The sequence below is a fragment of the Actinomadura chokoriensis genome (assembly GCF_039529475.1).
GTDB classification, from domain to species: Bacteria; Actinomycetota; Actinomycetes; order Streptosporangiales; family Streptosporangiaceae; genus Spirillospora; species Spirillospora bangladeshensis.
In genome coordinates this window covers 1-16678 of record NZ_BAAAMW010000052.1, presented here as the reverse complement: position 1 = coordinate 16678, position 16678 = coordinate 1, and the positions used below count along the sequence as shown (strand labels likewise).

Sequence of the window (16678 nt, the reverse complement as noted above, 5' to 3'; positions counted from 1 at the left end):
GTCCCGACCGCCTCATGCCCCAGGATCCGGCCGTCGGTCACCGCCGGGACATCGCCCTTGAGAATGTGCAGATCCGTCCCGCAGATGGTCACCGCGTCGACGCGCACGATCGCATCGCCGTCCTCGATGATCTGCGGCTTGGGCACTTCCTCCCACGCCTTGTTTCCAGGGCCGTGGTACACCAGCGCTCGCATGATGCGCCTCCTCCATCGATTCGCCTGAGGTCTTCAGAGTCGAATTCACCGGCACGGCACCGGCAGTGGCCAACGTCCCGGGCCATGGGCGCTAACGTCCCTCCCCGGCCATCTCGGTGTGCATCGCCGGCTCCGCTCCGCCCATGTCGAGCCGGAACGGCGGGTACCGGTCGGTCATCAGAAATGCGTAGGCGGCCACCCGCAGCGTCCAGCGGTTCATGCCCATGACGAAGCCGAAGACACCGCGCAGGTAACGCGTGGTGAACAGCAGCGCGACGGCCGCGATGAGGACCAGCACCCCGACCAGGCCGGGCACGTTCCGGCTCCCATCGTCTGAGCCGATGCCGATGCCGCCGCCGGTGAACAGGGCGATCACCAGGTAGTGCGGGATCGCCAGCAGCCACCACTTCACCAGCACCAGCCCCCGCGACAACCGCTCCGGATAGTCGATGTCCAGGCGGGCCGGATAGTCGGGGACGTCCTTCAACGTGAAGGGCGGGTATTGGTCGGTCGCCAGCGCGCCGTACCCGTAGAAGACCACCCGCCATGCCCAGCGCAGCACCCCGAGGTTGAACTCGAAGATCGACCGGGGATAACGGCCCGTGAACAGGATCGCGAAGAACGCGACCACGGTCAGCACCGCGAACGCGATCCCGAGGAAGAACAGCACGATGTAATGCGGAATCAGCAGCAGCCACTTCAGCAGCCACAGCCATCGCGACAGCGGCTCATCCAGCCGACCGTCCACCCGGACCGGAGCCTCACGACCGTTCATATCGGCCTCCATGGGTCTAGCACCCCGGCCATGCGGTGACGACCGGGCACCACCTACTGCGACCGTCGTCGCCACGGCCACCGAACTGTAGGGAGATAGGTCCCTTCCCTTCGGGGACCTAGGTCATCCTGGCGTCTCGGGGGACGTTGGTCCCCGGCCCAGTCGGACCTACGGGGGTAGAGGGAAGGACTGCCAGCGGAGACATTGAGGTCTGGAGGGGCATCCGACCCAGTGAGCAGAAACGGCGGACGCGCGATGAGAGCTGACCATGACACCAGACCTTGGAGAGAGCCCGGCCTGCTCGTCGGCTATGACGACTCCGACGACGCACGCTTCGCGCTGGGATGGGCGCTCGCCGAGGCACGGCTTCGGCACTGCGCCGTCACCGTCTGCGATGTCTGGAGTCCGCCGTGGGACGCGGGCATCGACGACCTGACCGCCAACCTGTTCCGCAGCGGAGAGAGCCGCATCCTCGGCGAGGCCGTCGCCATGGCCCGCCGCTGGGAACACGGAATCCCTGTGCACCCCTTGCTCCTCCGAGGCTTCCCGGTGACCGAGTTGAGGAACGCGAGCTCGCAGGCGGACCTGCTCGTCGTCGGCTCACGCGGGCACGGCGCCATCGGCCACGTACTGGGCTCGGTGAGCGCCGGTGTCGCCGCGCACGCCCTGTGCCCGGTCGTGATCGCACGTCCTCCCCTCGCGCATCGACCGGGAACGCCCATCGTGGCCGGGTTCGACGGTTCCGACCTGGCCCGGCAGGCGCTCAAGATCGCCTATTGGGAAGCCGAACTGCACAACGCCCCGCTCATCGTCCTGCGCGCCCTTCCACCGGGCGCCGGCTGCAACGACCCGGCAGAACCCGGACTCGACCTGGACATCGACAGGCTCGGTGCCAGGTACCCGTCGGTCCGGTGCCGGGTGGAAACGAGTCCCGGCAAACCCCGCGACGTGCTGCTGGAGGCCGCCCAGAACGCGAGGATGCTGGTCGTCGGATCGCGCGGCGCCGGCGGAGTCCGCAGTCTGGTGCTGGGCTCGGTCAGCCAGTACCTGGTCCACCATGCGCCCTGCACGATCGTCATCGCTCACCATCGCGGCGCGCCTAAGGGGCATCCGTAGCGCTCCGCTCTTCTAGGGCCGAAGGTCTGTTTTCCCGGCGCAGCACCGCGGACGCAGACTGCGACGAAGGTCCCTGGCGCCGTCCACTTGGTTCCACCGAGCCTGGAGGGGTCGCAGAACCATGTCGGCCGGCGAGAGTCCTTGAGCCGACACCCGCAACCCATGGGAGACGAGATGACCATCCCGGTAGGAATCAATGGATTCGGGCGCATCGGGCGCAACTACCTGCGCCTGGCGCTGGAGCGCGGCCAGGAGGTCGCCGCGATCAACGATGTCACCGACGCCGCCACGCTCGCGCACCTGCTGATGTACGACTCCACCTACGGCAGGCTCGGCCGGACGGTGGAGCACGACGACGCAACACTGATCGTCGATGGCCGCCGCATCCCGGTCACCGCCCACCGCGACCCCGCCGACCTCGACTGGGGCGCGGCCGGCGCCGAGATCGTGGTCGAGTCCACCGGCAGGTTCCGGCGGCGCGAGGACGCCGCCGCGCACCTGAAGTCCGGTGCCCGCAAGGTGATCCTCTCCGCCCCCGGCAAGGACGTCGACGCCACGCTCGTGATGGGCGTCAACGAGCACGTCTACGACCCGGACCGGCACACCGTCATCTCCAACGCCTCCTGCACGACTAACTGCGTCGCCCCCATGGCCAAAGTGCTGCACGACACGTTCGGGGTGGCCAAGGGCTACATGACCACCATCCATGGCTACACCAACGACCAGAACCTTCTCGACTCACCGCACAAGGACCTGCACCGCGCGCGTTCCGCTGCCGTGAACATGATCCCCACCAGCACGGGCGCCGCCCGCTCCGTGGGCGCGGTGATCCCCGAACTGGCCGGACGGTTCGACGGCATGGCCCTGCGCGTGCCCGTCGAGGACGGATCCCTAGTCGATCTCGCCTGCATGCTCGACCGCCCGGCGACCGCCGACGAGATCAACGAGGCCTTCGAACGGGCCGCCGACGGCCCCCTCGCCGGAATCATCCGGTACAACACGCATCCGATCGTGTCCCGCGACGTGATCGGCGACCCGGCCTCCTGCGTCTTCGACGCCCCGCTCACCCAGTCCAGCGGCGACCTGGTGAAGGTGTTCGGCTGGTACGACAACGAGTGGGGCTACACCTGCCGCCTCGCCGACCTCGTCGACCACGTCGCCGCCCGCCTCTGACGGCGTTTCGATCATCTCCACCGCTGTTTCGTTCCCGGCCCGCTTCCCCGGGCCGCACGGGCCGGCGCCGGGACCTGTGTCTCAGGGCTGTTCGCTCCGGCTCAGGACCGAGCGGGTACCCGCAGCGATCTCCAGGTCCTCACGTGCCGACACCACGATCGTCGCCACCGCTGCACCGGGCGGGCTGATCACAGCGTCGCCGCGGGCGGCGGCGTTGAGCTCGGGATCGATCTCAGTGCCGAGGTAGGCGAGGTCGGCGACCAGCCGCCGACGGGTCTCGGCGTCATGTTCACCGATCCCGCCGGTGAACACCAACGCATCGAGGCCGCCCAGCGCGGCGGTCATCGCGGCCGCGCAACCGCGCAGCCTGTGGTGGTAGACCGCCAGCGCCGAGACCGCGACCTCGTCGCCGGCCGTGGCGCGGGCTCGCAGCCGGCGCATGTCACCGGTCCCGGCCAGGGCGCGCAGTCCGGAACGGTGTTCGAGCGCGTCGCGCAGCTCCGCGGTCGAGACTCCGTGCGCCAGCAGCCACAGTGGGATACCCGGGTCCAGGCAGCCCGCGCGGGTGGCCATGACCAGGCCGTCCAACGGAGTGAAGCCCATCGTGGTGTCGACCGACCGGCCGCCCGCCACCGCCGCCAGGGACGCCTCCGAGCCCAGATGACATACAACGAGTCGCAGGCCGGCGGTGTCGGCTTGGAGTAGTCCGGCTGCGCGGCACGTGGCGTGGGCATGGGATAGCCCGTGGAAGCCGTATCGGCGCAGGCCGAATCCCTCGCGCCATTCGGCGGGGAGCGCATAGGTGGCCGCGGCCTCGGGGAGCGTGGCGTGGAACGCGGTGTCGAAGCAGGCCACCACGGGGAGGTCGGGAAACATTCGGCGAATCTCGCCCAGCGCGTACAGTGACATCGGCTGGTGCAGCGGCGCCAGGTCGATGAGGCCATGGAGCCGTTCGGTGACCTGGTCGTCGATCAACACTGGATGCGTGTAGTCGCGGCCGCCGTGGACGAAACGTATGCCGACCGCCTCCGGGCGAGGCAGACGGGCCACGGAGGCGAGTACGCGTTCCCCTTCACGATCGGCGCCATCGGTGGACAGTTCAATGTGCGCGCGTACGGTGTCGTCGGGCTCCACCAAGCTCAACTTGACGGCGCTGGAGCCAGGGTTAACCGTGAGGATCCGCATCGATACTCCTTCGGGATTTGTCCTGCTCGCGGGCGTGGCCGGACCGGCGGCGGCCACATCGTGCAGACAGCAGCCGAGCCCCCGATCGGCCCCGCGTTGACCGTGCCATGCTCGTCCGCCGGCCCAGCGCGCGTACCGGGGGTCGGGCCGGCCAAGCAGGTGCAGCGGCAGGCCGCCGTTACTGTGCGGGTCGGCGCTCATCGCTGGCGCCAGACTGGTACCAGTTCGTACAGCGCCTTCATCGGGCGTCCGCCATCGTCTAACAGATCATTAGGACCAGATGCGCGCGACCAGGCCTCCAGCTCCGCGCTCGAGCGCCTCGTCGAGCACAGCCGCAATCTTGTAGCCGTTGACGTGCAGGTTCGACAGCACCGCACCATCATCGTGCGCGGCGGTTCACGACCTCGGCGTGTCGGCCGTCCACGCAACTCTCATGACTCTGGGCATCACCGTTCCTCCTCCCAGTCCGTTGGTCTCAACACATCACCTGTGTCGCCCGAGATGTCAGGGCCGAAGGTCACACGCCGCAGCACCGACGGATCCTCCTCTCAGGACCTTTACCCCGCAGGCCGGCATACGGGCCGAGGAGGAGGGCACGTGCACTCCAACTCACCACCCGGGTTCCGGACGGGACCTTCGTCCGTTGCGCACACGGAGTGACGAAGTACTCCCTGGTAAGCGAGGGAAGGAGAAATGACGATGCGAGCATTGCGACTGCTGGAATGGAAGTCCGATCCAGTGTTGATCGACGTTCCCGATCCCGAGCCCGGCGCCGGGCAGGTCGTCATCCGGGTCGGCGGCGCAGGGGCATGCCACTCGGACCTGCACCTGATGCACGAGTTCGAGGGCGGGCAACTCCCCTGGGGACCTCCGTTCACCCTGGGGCATGAGAACGCCGGATGGGTGGTGGCACTCGGTGACGGCGTGTCCGGCCTCCAGGTCGGGCAACCTGTCGCGGTTTACGGGCCGTGGGGCTGCGGGACGTGCGCGCGCTGCCGCCCCGGCGCGGAGAACTACTGCGAGGATCCGGCCAACGCGCCCGTGCCGTCCGGCGGCGGCGGACTCGGCCTCGACGGCGGCATGTCCGAGTACATGCTCGTTCCCGACGCGCGTTTCCTCATTCCGCTGCCCGACGGCCTGGACCCCGCGGTCGCGGCACCGCTCACCGACGCCGGCCTCACGCCTTACCACGCCATCCGCCGATCCTGGGCGAAACTGCCGCCCGGCGCGACCGCGGTCGTGATCGGCACCGGCGGGCTGGGACACCTGGCCATCCAGATCCTCAAGGCCACCACCGCTGCGACGGTCATCGCCGTCGACACACGCACCGAAGCCCTCGACCTCGCGCTGAAGAACGGCGCTGACCTTGCCATCCCGTCCAACGACAGTACGGCCGCGAGCATCCGCGACGCGACCGGGGAGCACGGCGCGGACGTCGTTCTGGACTTCGTCGGCGCGGACGCGACCCTCGCCATGGCGGCGGCCGCCGCCCGGACGCTCGGGGACGTCACCATCGTCGGCCTCGGTGGGGGCACCCTGCCGCTGTCCTTCTTCTCCGTTCCCTATGAGGTATCCCTGCAGACGACCTACTGGGGCACCAGGCCCGAACTCGTCGAGGTCCTCAATCTGGGCGCACGCGGGCTGCTGCGACCCGATATCGTCCAGTTCCCTCTGGACCAAGCAATGGACGCCTACCGGCAGATGCGGGATGGAAAGCTCACCGGACGGGCAGTGATCGTTCCTTCCCAACACCAGTAACGAACGCGTGGACGATGCCGACCCGAACCAGCTGCTGGTCGTACGGTGGGCGGCCCGGTCCAGGACGGTGCGGTCAGTCGCGGCCAGAACGCTGACGAGATAGAGGGGATCGCCGCGGGCACGGGCGAGACCGCCGGGTGATGGCGGACAACGCACGGACCGGCGTCTGCATCGACCCAGCGCTCCTGATCGACGCCCCTAGCCTCACAAGGGCGGGTTGAGCAGCCCCACCGCTACCTGCCGTATCTCAACGCGATCTTCAATCATCAGATGGCGCCTTCGCTTCCCTGCCGTGCCGTCGGAAGCTGGGACGGGAGCTGGGACGAGTGCGTCGATTGGGGGCCGAGCGGTGGCGAGTGCGGCGGGCTGGTCCCGGTTCCCAGCGGAACGCTGTAGCGATGAGGACGAGGGCCACTGCGTTCCAGCCCAGCAGGGACAGCAGCCCGGTTGCGGGCATCGGCCATGAGGTGGTCGCCGGTTCGAAGCACGCCTCCATCGCCCGGGCCACTGGTGCCACTGGCAAGAACGAGGCCAGGTCGTGCAGCCAGTCCGGAGCGTGCACCGAGGAGAAGAACACATCGGAGATGAAGGCGAGCGGCAGCAGCGTTCCATACGCCACTGGCAGAGCTGTATCGCTCTTGGGGACGAGTACCGAGACCGCTAGGCCGAGCAGGAAGAAGGTGATCACACCCAGCCCCATGGTCGCCAGCAGGTATCCGAAGGCGCCCCACACCATGGTGGCGTCGAACATGAGCACACCCAGCCCGGTGATGATCCCGGCCGCCGCGACCGAGGTCACCACTACCGCCCCGAACCGGCCGGCGAAGTAAGCCCAGGCGGGCAGCGGTGTGCCGCGGAGTCGTTTGAGTATGCCCTCCTCACGAGCCAGCACGACCCCGGTGACGGTGTTGACATAGCAGGTGTTCAGCAGGCAGAAGGCACCGATCGCCGGGGTGAGGAACTGCGCGTAGTGCACGCCCGGGGGCATCGCCGCCACAGTGTCGGGCGTCAGCAGATTGAGGCACAGCAGGATGAAGACCGGGATGACGAGCGCCAGCAAGAAGGCCAGTGGACTGCGGACCAGCAGCAGTATCTGAAGGCGAGCCTGGCCGAGAGCCAAGACTGCGCCGGGCTTGCTCGCCGCATCCGCCGAGCCCTTCCGACAGCGGCCCGCCCTAGGGCCTGAAAGTCGGTTGCCCTGCAGCGCATCCCGCGGGATTCGGTCATTTCGCATCGCGTACGCTCCCTGTTCGGGCGGAGCGGGTCTCCTCGGTGAGTTGGAGGTAGACATCCTCAAGCGAGGGACGCGCGACTGTCAGCGCGCGCAGTTCCTCGCCGTGTCCCATCACCCAAGACGTGAGGGCGAACAGGGCTCGGGTCGGGTGGTCCGTCCGTACCGTCACGAGATCACCATGGGCTTCCGGTTCCGTCCACGGGCCACGCGGCAGGTCGCCTGCTCTGTCCGGTAGCCGGAAACTGATCACCGTCTCGGCCAGGTCCCGCCCGCCCAACTCGGTCGGCGTGGATTCCGCGATCAGAGTGCCCGCGCTCAGCACCCCGACCCGATCGGCCAGTTCCTGCACCTCATCGAGGTAGTGGGAGGTGAGTACGACCGTCTTGCCGAGATCACGCAGGCGGCCGATCATCTCCCAGGCGGACCGCCGGGCGCTGGGGTCGAAACCGGTGGTGGGCTCATCCAGAAAGATCAACTCGGGATCACCGATCAGCGCCAAGGCGAGGCCCAGCCGACGCAGTTGCCCTCCCGAGAGGGTACGGACACGGGCACGTTGCTTGCCGCCCAGACCGACCTGATCGATGGTGTCACCGACATCGCGCGGATGAGCGTACAGACCGGCATAGACACGCACCATCTCGCCCACGGACAAGTCAGCGTCGAACCCACCGGACTGCAGCACGATACCGACGCGTTCACGGAGCCGACGGCCGCCCCGCCACGGATCATGGCCGAGCACCGTCACCTCACCGGACGTGCGGCGCCGGTGTCCCTCAAGGATCTCCACGGTCGTTGTCTTGCCCGCTCCGTTGGGGCCGAGCAGCGCATAGATCTCACCCCGCTCCACCCTGAAGGACAGCCCGTCCACAGCATGGAAACGGCCGTAGTACATGTGCAGGTCCTCAACGAAGATGACCGGGGCTTCTCGCTCCACTCCCATGCAGCCGATCATTCAAGCGGCCTACGGGATCTCGTAGGGCCTTACGTCCTCAGAAGCCCCTGCGGCGTTGAGCCCAGAACCCTGTCTTCGTCATCCCGCTGGCCACGGGCGCCATGGATTGTCCCAGCAGCGGTTACGTAGCCGCTTTAGCAGCAACCGGTCATCGCCTGCGCGTCCGTGAACTGGTCGGCGATGATGCCTCGGCGATTGCCTACTCTGGAAGTTGCGCACGACGCGGCTCGCAGCCCTACTCGGTGTCTCCCTGATCGTCTGGCGGCGCCACCTACTGGCTCAACGGGGCGGCGAGGGCCGAAGGCGCTACCACGACCTGACCGCAGACCGGGCTGCGACTCAGTCGCACCCCGTCAACACGGCCAGTCCCTCATCGGCGCGGAGCCGGGTCCTGCAAGGTCGACGTCGGCCACAGATGGCGGCTCGCAGACAGTGATTCGCCATGGCGATTTACAAGTTGTGGGGCAGAACGGCGTGCCTCCGGCGGTGGTGACGCTAACTGCGGCGTCCGGAGGTCAGGCGGTGCCGGGCACGAAGCGCGCGGCATCGGGCCCGGGAGCCTGTGAGGCTTCCCTATTCCACGACCACAGGGCCTGAGTTGGCCGTGGGCCAACCGGGGAAGGAAGATCTCGTGCCGTCACCTCATCGCCCGAGTTCCGGAGGATGAGCTCATGGCCGTGGCGTTCGCAGCGGCCGGTCAGGCGCCGGCGGCCGAACGGCCAGGGCAGTGTGCGAATCTCGCGGCTCGATCTTGCCGGTCGCCGCGAAGATTGAAATGGGGGGAGCCCGTTGTCCGCACCGATCGTCGTCGGCACCGATGGTTCCGATGAGTCGGCACGCGCCCTCGATTGGGCCGCCGCCGAAGCCGCCGCGCGGGAACGTCCACTGAAGATCGTCCACACCGTCGGAAGCTGGTCGCAGGAGAAGGCGCGCGTCTCACCAGACGAGGCCGCCGAGTCCATGACCCGTGCAGGCGGAATGGTCTTGACGGCCGCTCTCGAACGCGTCCAGGACAGGTGGCCGGGCCTTGTCACGACGACCACTCTGGCGAACGGGGAGCCGTGGAAGGCTCTGAGCGTGCAGTCGGAGGAGGCGTTCGAGCTCGTGCTGGGAAGTCGCGGCCAAGGCGGTTTCGCCGGGTTGCTGCTGGGCTCCACGAGCCTGCGCATGGCCGAGCACTCCACCATCCCGGTGGTGGTCGTGCGCGAGGACGCCTTCAATGACGGTGAAATCCTCGTGGGCATCGACCCGGTACGGGATGCCGGCGAAATCCTCGACTACGCCTTCGAGGCCGCCGAGTTCCACCATGCCCGACTCCGCGTTGTCCACGCGTGGCAGACGCTCGCGACCTTCATTGAGGCCGGTTACGCCGACGCCGAGCAGATCGAGGCGGAGCTGAGGAAGGAGGTCATAACCGCCTACCAGCCACTACAGCATCGATACCGCGGAGTCGACGTAGTCGTCGAAATCGTCTTGGAACACCCCGTGGCCGCACTGTCCAAGGCTTCGCGCACGGCCCGCTTGCTGGTGGTCGGCGCCCACGACTGGCGCTGGAGCTCCCCTCAACTCGGTTCCGTCAGCCACGGAGTCCTGCATCACGCCCAGTGCCCGGTCGCGATCGTTCCTGCCCGCTGATCTCCACCCCCGTCGGCTCATGCTCTGTCCCCCTGCATACTCATCCCCCCGTGTGCCGCTACCGGCAGGACTTTCGTCAGGGGTTTCGGGACCTCCAACTCTGGTACGGCTAGTACGGTCCGATCAGGCTTGATTACGAAGGGCCGATCTTGGAAGAAAGGGCCAAGCCAGATGAAGCGCCCGACAGTGGAAACGGTCATGACATCCGATGTCGTGACAGTGCCGTCTGACGCCTCGTTCAAGGAGGTCATCACAACTCTCGCCAATCACCGGATCAGCGGGGTCCCCGTTGTGGATGCGCAGAGACACGTCATCGGCGTGGTCACCGAAGCTGACCTACTCCGTAGGGCGGCTGCCGCCCAGGGCGCCAGGCCGGGTCGGGACCAACGCACCATGCTGGAACGGTCTGAAGCCTTCACGGCTGGGGAGGCCATGAGTTCACCCGCCGTCACCACGACTGCGGGAACCACGGTCACCGAAGCAGCCCGATCAATATGCCGCCACGGCTTCAAGCGGCTCCCGGTCGTGGACCCCGATGGCCGGCCCGTGGGCATCGTCAGCCGCGCCGACCTGCTGAGCGTCTTCTTGAGATCGGACGCGCAAATCCACAACGAGGTGACCCACGAGATCATCATCCAGAGTCTGTGGCTCGACCCCGCCGAGGTGGAGGTTGACGTGCGCGACGGTGTGGTCACACTGCGCGGCCGCGTACCGCTGGCGAGTCTCGTCCCGATCGCCGAACGCCTGACAGCCTCCGTCTACGGCGTCATTCAGGTAATCAACGAACTCGACTATGACGAGGACGACAGCACCCGCCCGCACCCCCGGCGCGCGGGTCCGGCGGCGCGGTAGCACCCAGGGCGAGCAGCCCGAAACGTCAGCGCCGATGAGCGGCTCGCTCTCGGCAGAGGCGCACGGGTCCGAGCCGAGCCCCACTTCGGTGCTCACCGTGCTCGAGAGTACGGTGACGCGGTGCCCCGGTGGCCGGGCGACGGGGCGGTCACCGGCATACCGGTGGACACTAGACCCTCGACCGTGCGGCGGGCGGTGACCGGCTTGATTCCCTTAGCCCATGGCGTCTCGGCTCTGGCGTTATCGCGTTATAGGTCTCGGTGGCGAGTCAGCGGCGGCTTCCTGGAAATGTTGTCCAGCCGCAGAGTTTCAGGACCGGTATGGCAGGGCTGCCGTTACGGCGGGGCCTGCAGCACTGTTTCAAGCAACCGCCTAACGCGATTTTTCGTTCCGGTTTCGGCTCTGTGTCGTATTCCGTCAGGCGCGAGAACAACGGAACAGTCGACACCGCGCTCGGTGATGAGGACGGCCCGGTCACAGCCGGGCGACGATCAAGGCGATATCGTCGGCGCCGCCCCCCGCGACGCCGAGGCGGGCCAGCAGGGTGTCGGCAAGTTCCTCGGTGTCCAGTTGCACGCATTCGGTGAGGGCGTCGGTGAGCCGGTTCAGGCCAGTGTCGATGTCCTCGCCACGACGTTCGATGAGCCCGTCGGTGTACAGCACAAGCGTGTCGCCGGGCCGGTACTGGATGGTGGCCTGAGGACGGGGCACATGCTCCGGCCGGACGCCCAGCGGCGGGTCGGTGGCCTGGTCCAGCAGTTCGCATCCGCCGTCGGGGTGTGCCAGGACGGGCGGCGGATGCCCGGCACTGCTGTAACTGATCAGCCGGCTGCGGGTGTCGACGATCGCCTTGACGGCGGTGGCGCCGAGCGCTCCTTCCACCACCCGCGCGTACAGGCCCAAGACCTCCAACGACTGAGCGGCGCGTGCCAGAGCACGCACTGCGGCGCTGAGCGCGCTGCGCAGCATGCCCATGACGGCGGCCGCCTCAATCCCGTGCCCGACGACGTCACCGACCGCCAAGGCGACCCGGTCGGGTGGGATGTCCACCACGTCATACCAGTCTCCGCCCACATGCATGCCCTGGGCGGCCGGCAGATACCGGACCGCCATATCACCGTGATGGCTCAGGTCGGGCGCATGGAGCACGGATTCCTGCAGGGTCAGGGCCACCCGGCGTTCACGCGCGTGGGCCCGGCGCAGTTCCTCGTTCAGCCGCCGCAGCTCCCGCGCCCGCGCATGCAGTTCGGTCTCAAGAACCTGCGCGGACTTCGGGCAAGTACCGGCCCCGGCCCCCGGATGCGCGCTCTGGTAGGCCTTCACATACCCGGTGACATCCTCGACCTGGAGGGTGATCCACGCGACCCGCCCGTCCGGGCCGGGCACCGGGGTGTTCACCTGCGACCACCACCGCTCGACGAACCCGCCCGGCTCATCCGCCACCGGAATGTCGTACCTGTACAGCTCCATGCTGTCGGGCTCCCCGGTGGCCAGCACCCGGTGCAGCGAGGAGCTCAGATTCTGCCCCTCGCTGCTCTCGGGATCGGACGGGTTGCCGCGGAACACCGCAAGGACATGCTGCCCGACCAGATCCTCACGGACCCGCCCGGCCACCTCCAGATACGCCCGGTTCACATCCACGATCACCAGATCCGGACCCAACACCAGACACGGGTGGGGCGTCGCGGCGAACACCGCCGCGTAATCCACCGACGGCAACATATCCCTCGTCACCCGCTCTGCCCGTGCTTCCCCTGCCCACGCTCTCCCATCTGCCCCACACAGCCAGCGTTACGCCAGCTGACGACGCCTCGTCGTCAAGGAGACCAGTCTTCTGTGACTACAGTTGGCGACTCGCGGCTCCTCCGCCTCGCCGGGCGTCACCGTGGCGCGGCCTGCGCCTCGGTCACCCTCCGCGCACGAGTCGGGATCTGGCGTCTTGATGGTGCGGCGGGTCCGGTTCATTGGTCGAGAGCAACGATGTGCCCGTTAGCCGAGCGGTGTCGGCGGCCCCGGATCCCGTGACCGGTAAGCCGGTGCCCGGCCCTACGTACGCGCCGAGCCTTACGGCCCCGGCGAGCCCATGCTCCGCGGCTTCTACGACTTCCCTCGAGACGAGGGCACACGCCCGATGGTCAACTCGCCGAGTTGCCAGCGGGTTGACTCGTCCCCTACCACCCTGGCGGGCACTTCCAGATCGGGAACCGAATTCTGGTCGGGTCAATCTCCGAAGCATCCACCGACTGCGCCACCCGGCCATGGAGGAATCTCGGCCAGCGCGGGCTGAAGATGCTGCTGGCACGCTGCCCGGAGTTGGAAGCCGTCGCCACCTGCGTGGAGTCCTTCGCACAGATGATGGCCGAACTGGACGGACACCGGCTGCGCGACTGGCTCGATCAGGCTGCAGCCACTGGCTTCCCGTCCCTGAAAAGCCTCGTCAACGGCATACGCCAAGACTTCGACGCGGTGACGGCGGGCCTGAGCATGGAATGGAACTCCGGCCGTGTCGAGGGCAATGTGAACCGGATCAAGCGCATCAAAAGGGATGGCTATGGGCGAGCATCCTTCGATCTCCTCCGCCTCCAGATCCTCCACGCTGACTGATGACTCACTCGGAGTCATCGGTCCACAACAATTGGATCAGAACCGTACTAGGATATGGGGCACTGCGGTTCTGCTCGGGGTCATCATCAGTCGAAGAGTCCTCTTGATATGAGGCGGGGAAGGACCAGCAGCCACAGGAGCAGGGTGGGCAAAAGGCCGACCAGTACCACCCACAACGGCGTCGTCGGCCGCGGCGCCTCGCGCGGCGTTTGAGCCCGACGGCAACCCAGAGCGCCAGGAGCGCGCTGACGACCGCCGGGCCGCCAGCCAGGAAATACAGGAGCGGGACACTGAACACGAACGACAGGAACGCAGTCAGAACAATCCATCCCGCGTACCGGGGGCTCGCGGGCGGGGGTTCCGGGTATCCGGTGCGGCCGGGCGTCCTCTCGTTCGAGCTCACGCGGGTGCGCCTACTCCTGATAGGTGATGGTCGACTGCCCATGGCATCGGGTGCACAGGTACTCGAGGTCTTCTAAACGGCGACCGCCGAAGAACAGTATCGAGTTCATGGCGTTGGTGGTTTAGTGCGGGATTCGCAGGAACTCCCACGACGGATACTTGTCCGCGTGCAGCGTCGCTCTGAAGGTGCGGCCGGATTGGGCGACATCCAAGGTGCCGTCGATCGCTCCGGGAATGCCGAGGCCCGCGATCGTATTGTAGGAACTAGCGAACTGGAAGCCAATGAAGACTGCACCGCCGCTGCTGCTTGGCGCGGATCTTGTTCTGGCTGTAGGCGCCGCCGCAGATGGTCGCGATGGTATCGCACTCCAGACTCGCCGGAATGGATGTGCCCGCCTGCCCGAATTTCGGTGCGTCCAGCGCCAGCCAGGTCTGCGCGAGCGGCGTGTGGGACCTGATGGCGCCCCAGTCGCCTGACACGGGGGCGCAGCGGGCGTGGATGGTCGCGACGGGGCGCTGGTGCTCGTCGGTGAGGGTCTGGCGGTCGCAGAGGACACCTTGGCCAGAGACGACACGGACGATCATGCGTCCATCCTGCGTTGGTCGAGCCGCCTATCTCGTGCCAAGCCCGTGTCCCTCGCACCATTGGAAGATTTTCAGGGCGACGTTGGCCGCCTCCAACCTGCCGATCTTGGTGTCGACGGCAGCCTCTTCGAATTGCGCGGCCAGGTCGCGGAGGGCTCCGACGTCACTGATTGTCGCGCTCTCCCGCGCCTTCACCCCGAGTGAGGGAACGATCTGCGCGTCCCGCTGACCGGTGACTGCGGTTTCCACCTGTTGGGCGTACGCGCAGGCACTGACTGTCGCCTGGTCGTAGCTGGGGCGGGGAGAAGCAGGTGAAGCCGCCCATGCCGGTACTGGGTCCGACGTGGTCGAGTTGTTGGGCCAGGCGAGCGCGAGGGTACCCACGATGGCAGCGACAGCGAAGCAACAGACGAGGACTATCGGCAGCGGCATACGCCGTGTCGGGGATGGCATGACGACAGTTTGAGGTGCTCCGTGTACTGCCATGTGGCAGTGGCCGCTGACGGCCTCGCTGCAACCCACAAGGGGTTGGGGGCGTCTGTGGTTCCCAGGCGCGGTACCTCTCCCGCTTGGGGACGGCGAACCGATCTATGGGCTCCGCAGCTGGCTGTATGCGGCCAGGACCACCGGCCCGCGGTGGCCGCCTGCCAAGGTGGGCGCCATGAAGACCCTCCCCCTCGTCGGTGCCGCGCTCCTAGTCGCCGGGCTCATCTTCGGCTTCACACCCCTGAGCAGCCAAGGCACCTCCTGCGGGTCGGCGTTCGCGCCGCGCTCCGAGCAGACCTTGACGCCCCCGCCCGGCGACTGCGACGCCGTCCGGTCCGTGACCCGCGCGCTGGCGTCGGCGCTGGCGCTGGTCGGCGCCGGCCTGCTCGTGGTCGGGTCGGTCGGGCGGCAGCGGACGGTGCTGGGCCAGCCGGTCGACCGTCAGGGTGACGAAACCTGATCCCCAAGCCGCCCCACCCCGCAGCGGGTCGAGCCCTCAGTACGCCGAGGGAACCAGCACCAGCGGTTCCGTCTTCCGAGGTTCTAGACGGTACTCGGCCGATGCTGGCTTCAGCCGTCCCGCCGGGTGCATCGTCTCGCAGCCGTCGCCGCCCCGAGGTACGCAAGGCTCGGATCTGCCCTCACTGTAGGTGACATGGCGTCGCGGCTCCTCATTCAGGTCGGCCGGATCCGCGCCCACAATCGGCGGGCCACAGCGGCAGGCCCACGCGGTGCGGGGGTTGCTCATGTCGTCCATCGTGCCACCGTGAGGCCACGAAGGCCCAGTCTCCTTGGCCGTGACGGCCGCGTCGGAGACCGGTTCCCCGGCCAGGCTGTTCCCGCTCAGCTTCGGGCCACGCCCGTCACGGGACCTGAGCGCGGGAAAGCTCGCACCAACCCGGACCGCGCCTCTCGCTTCAATAGCTGGAGTTACCGACTGTGTCCTGATGGTGACTGGTCTGCCGGGTGGGGCGGGTTACCTCTGGTGGATGCGGTATGGCGAGGGCGGCGGGTTGACCGCTGTGGAGCGGGGGCGGCGGGAGGCGCTGCGGCGAGGGGCAGCCGGGCTGTTCGAGCAGGGCTGCCTGTCTGACACGCAGATCGGGCGCCGGTTCCGGGTGTCCTGGATGCCGGTGAACCGGTGGAGGCGGGCCTGGCAGACCGGAGGGACGCCGACGCTGGGCCTCCAAGGACGCCAGCGGCGCGAAAGGCACCGCCATCTGCCGGGCGGCTGCCGCGCCCATGTGGTGTACGCCGCCGACGACGAGTTGGTTATGACCCACGCCGAAGCCCTCTTCTACGGCGACCGCTCCGGCACCCACGGGTTCGTCAAGACAGGGCTGGAGGACCCCGGGCCGTGCTGGACGGCGCCGCAGCGAGCCGCGCCATGGTGCCTCCTCTACCGCCCCCCTTGGGCGCCGGCCGACGGGGCTCAGGCGGTACCGTCTGGCCGTGTCGCAGAATCCGACCGAGCAAACGAAGTGGACCATCCACGGCGAGCGGGTGGTCGACGAGAGCCGTCACATCCGCTTGTCGGTGGCGAGCGTCGAACTCCCCAACGGCGTCCACTTCGACCAGTACGTCATACGTCTGCCCCGTCGCGTCATGACCGCCGTCTTGGATGAGGCCGGCGAGAACATCCTGCTCATCTGGCGGCACCGGTTCATCATCGACCGCTGGGACTGGGAGGTGCCCGGCGGGTACGCCGACCCCGGAGAGGACCCGGC

General features: G+C 67.8%; 16 protein-coding genes. 8 read left to right on the top strand and 8 right to left on the bottom strand.

Annotated features, from left to right (window positions below):
* Both ABFX46_RS42700 and ABFX46_RS42695 read right to left on the bottom strand, forming a co-directional pair.
* Window positions 1-194 (bottom strand): alcohol dehydrogenase catalytic domain-containing protein (locus tag ABFX46_RS42700; protein WP_346050261.1); only part of this gene is annotated, 194 nt, incomplete at its 3' end.
* Window positions 195-285: 91 nt separating this feature from the next.
* Window positions 286-969, bottom strand: coding sequence for a DUF4389 domain-containing protein (locus ABFX46_RS42695; RefSeq protein ID WP_346050259.1), 684 nt, complete (start codon window positions 967-969; stop codon window positions 286-288).
* Window positions 970-1224: 255 nt separating this feature from the next.
* On the opposite strand from ABFX46_RS42695, the gene ABFX46_RS42690 reads away from it, so the two are divergent.
* Together ABFX46_RS42690 and gap are read left to right on the top strand one after the other, a co-directional pair.
* Window positions 1225-2085, top strand: coding sequence for a universal stress protein (locus tag ABFX46_RS42690; RefSeq protein ID WP_346050257.1), 861 nt, complete (start codon window positions 1225-1227; stop codon window positions 2083-2085).
* 174 nt (window positions 2086-2259) lie between these two features.
* Window positions 2260-3258 carry a type I glyceraldehyde-3-phosphate dehydrogenase gene (gene gap / locus ABFX46_RS42685; RefSeq protein ID WP_346050255.1) on the top strand — a complete coding sequence of 333 codons (999 nt, stop codon included), beginning with the start codon at window positions 2260-2262 and terminating at the stop codon, window positions 3256-3258.
* An 81-nt stretch (window positions 3259-3339) separates the two neighbouring features.
* Here gap and ABFX46_RS42680 read toward each other — a convergent pair whose 3' ends face one another.
* On the bottom strand, window positions 3340-4443 hold the full coding sequence (locus ABFX46_RS42680) for an acetate/propionate family kinase (RefSeq protein WP_346050253.1): 1104 nt from the start codon (window positions 4441-4443) through the stop codon (window positions 3340-3342).
* A 699-nt stretch (window positions 4444-5142) separates the two neighbouring features.
* On the opposite strand from ABFX46_RS42680, the gene ABFX46_RS42675 reads away from it, so the two are divergent.
* Window positions 5143-6201 carry an NAD(P)-dependent alcohol dehydrogenase gene (locus ABFX46_RS42675; RefSeq protein WP_346050251.1) on the top strand — a complete coding sequence of 353 codons (1059 nt, stop codon included), beginning with the start codon at window positions 5143-5145 and terminating at the stop codon, window positions 6199-6201.
* A gap of 259 nt (window positions 6202-6460) precedes the next feature.
* On the opposite strand, the gene ABFX46_RS42670 is transcribed toward ABFX46_RS42675, so the two are convergent.
* Both ABFX46_RS42670 and ABFX46_RS42665 read right to left on the bottom strand, forming a co-directional pair.
* Window positions 6461-7435, bottom strand: a complete 975-nt coding sequence (locus tag ABFX46_RS42670; protein ID WP_346050249.1) for an ABC transporter permease — start codon at window positions 7433-7435, stop codon at window positions 6461-6463.
* Window positions 7425-8375: an ABC transporter ATP-binding protein gene (locus ABFX46_RS42665; RefSeq protein WP_346050247.1), complete on the bottom strand. Its 951-nt coding sequence runs from the start codon at window positions 8373-8375 to the stop codon at window positions 7425-7427. The genes ABFX46_RS42670 and ABFX46_RS42665 overlap by 11 nt, the downstream gene beginning before the upstream one ends.
* A gap of 801 nt (window positions 8376-9176) precedes the next feature.
* Between ABFX46_RS42665 and ABFX46_RS42660 the strand changes: the two genes are divergently transcribed.
* Together ABFX46_RS42660 and ABFX46_RS42655 are read left to right on the top strand one after the other, a co-directional pair.
* Window positions 9177-10022 carry a universal stress protein gene (locus ABFX46_RS42660; RefSeq protein ID WP_346050245.1) on the top strand — a complete coding sequence of 282 codons (846 nt, stop codon included), beginning with the start codon at window positions 9177-9179 and terminating at the stop codon, window positions 10020-10022.
* Window positions 10023-10220: 198 nt separating this feature from the next.
* Window positions 10221-10874: a BON domain-containing protein gene (locus tag ABFX46_RS42655; protein WP_346050243.1), complete on the top strand. Its 654-nt coding sequence runs from the start codon at window positions 10221-10223 to the stop codon at window positions 10872-10874.
* A gap of 474 nt (window positions 10875-11348) precedes the next feature.
* Here the strand turns inward: ABFX46_RS42655 and ABFX46_RS42650 are convergent, their stop codons facing one another.
* The gene (locus tag ABFX46_RS42650; RefSeq protein WP_346050241.1) at window positions 11349-12584 is read right to left on the bottom strand and encodes a SpoIIE family protein phosphatase; all 1236 of its coding nucleotides are present in this window, start codon (window positions 12582-12584) and stop codon (window positions 11349-11351) included.
* Between the two features lie 579 nt (window positions 12585-13163).
* Here ABFX46_RS42650 and ABFX46_RS42645 point away from each other — a divergent pair.
* The gene (locus ABFX46_RS42645; protein WP_346050239.1) at window positions 13164-13478 is read left to right on the top strand and encodes a transposase; all 315 of its coding nucleotides are present in this window, start codon (window positions 13164-13166) and stop codon (window positions 13476-13478) included.
* Window positions 13479-14144: 666 nt separating this feature from the next.
* Here the strand turns inward: ABFX46_RS42645 and ABFX46_RS42640 are convergent.
* Together ABFX46_RS42640 and ABFX46_RS42635 are read right to left on the bottom strand one after the other, a co-directional pair.
* Window positions 14145-14465 (bottom strand): hypothetical protein, encoded by a 321-nt coding sequence (locus ABFX46_RS42640; protein WP_346050237.1) that lies wholly within the window; start codon window positions 14463-14465, stop codon window positions 14145-14147.
* A 27-nt stretch (window positions 14466-14492) separates the two neighbouring features.
* On the bottom strand, window positions 14493-14714 hold the full coding sequence (locus ABFX46_RS42635; protein WP_346049844.1) for a hypothetical protein: 222 nt from the start codon (window positions 14712-14714) through the stop codon (window positions 14493-14495).
* Between the two features lie 412 nt (window positions 14715-15126).
* Here ABFX46_RS42635 and ABFX46_RS42630 point away from each other — a divergent pair, with 412 nt between their 5' ends.
* Window positions 15127-15411: a hypothetical protein gene (locus tag ABFX46_RS42630; RefSeq protein ID WP_346050235.1), complete on the top strand. Its 285-nt coding sequence runs from the start codon at window positions 15127-15129 to the stop codon at window positions 15409-15411.
* 992 nt (window positions 15412-16403) lie between these two features.
* The coding region (locus ABFX46_RS42625) for an NUDIX domain-containing protein (RefSeq protein WP_346050233.1) at window positions 16404-16678 on the top strand (275 nt) is incomplete at its 3' end.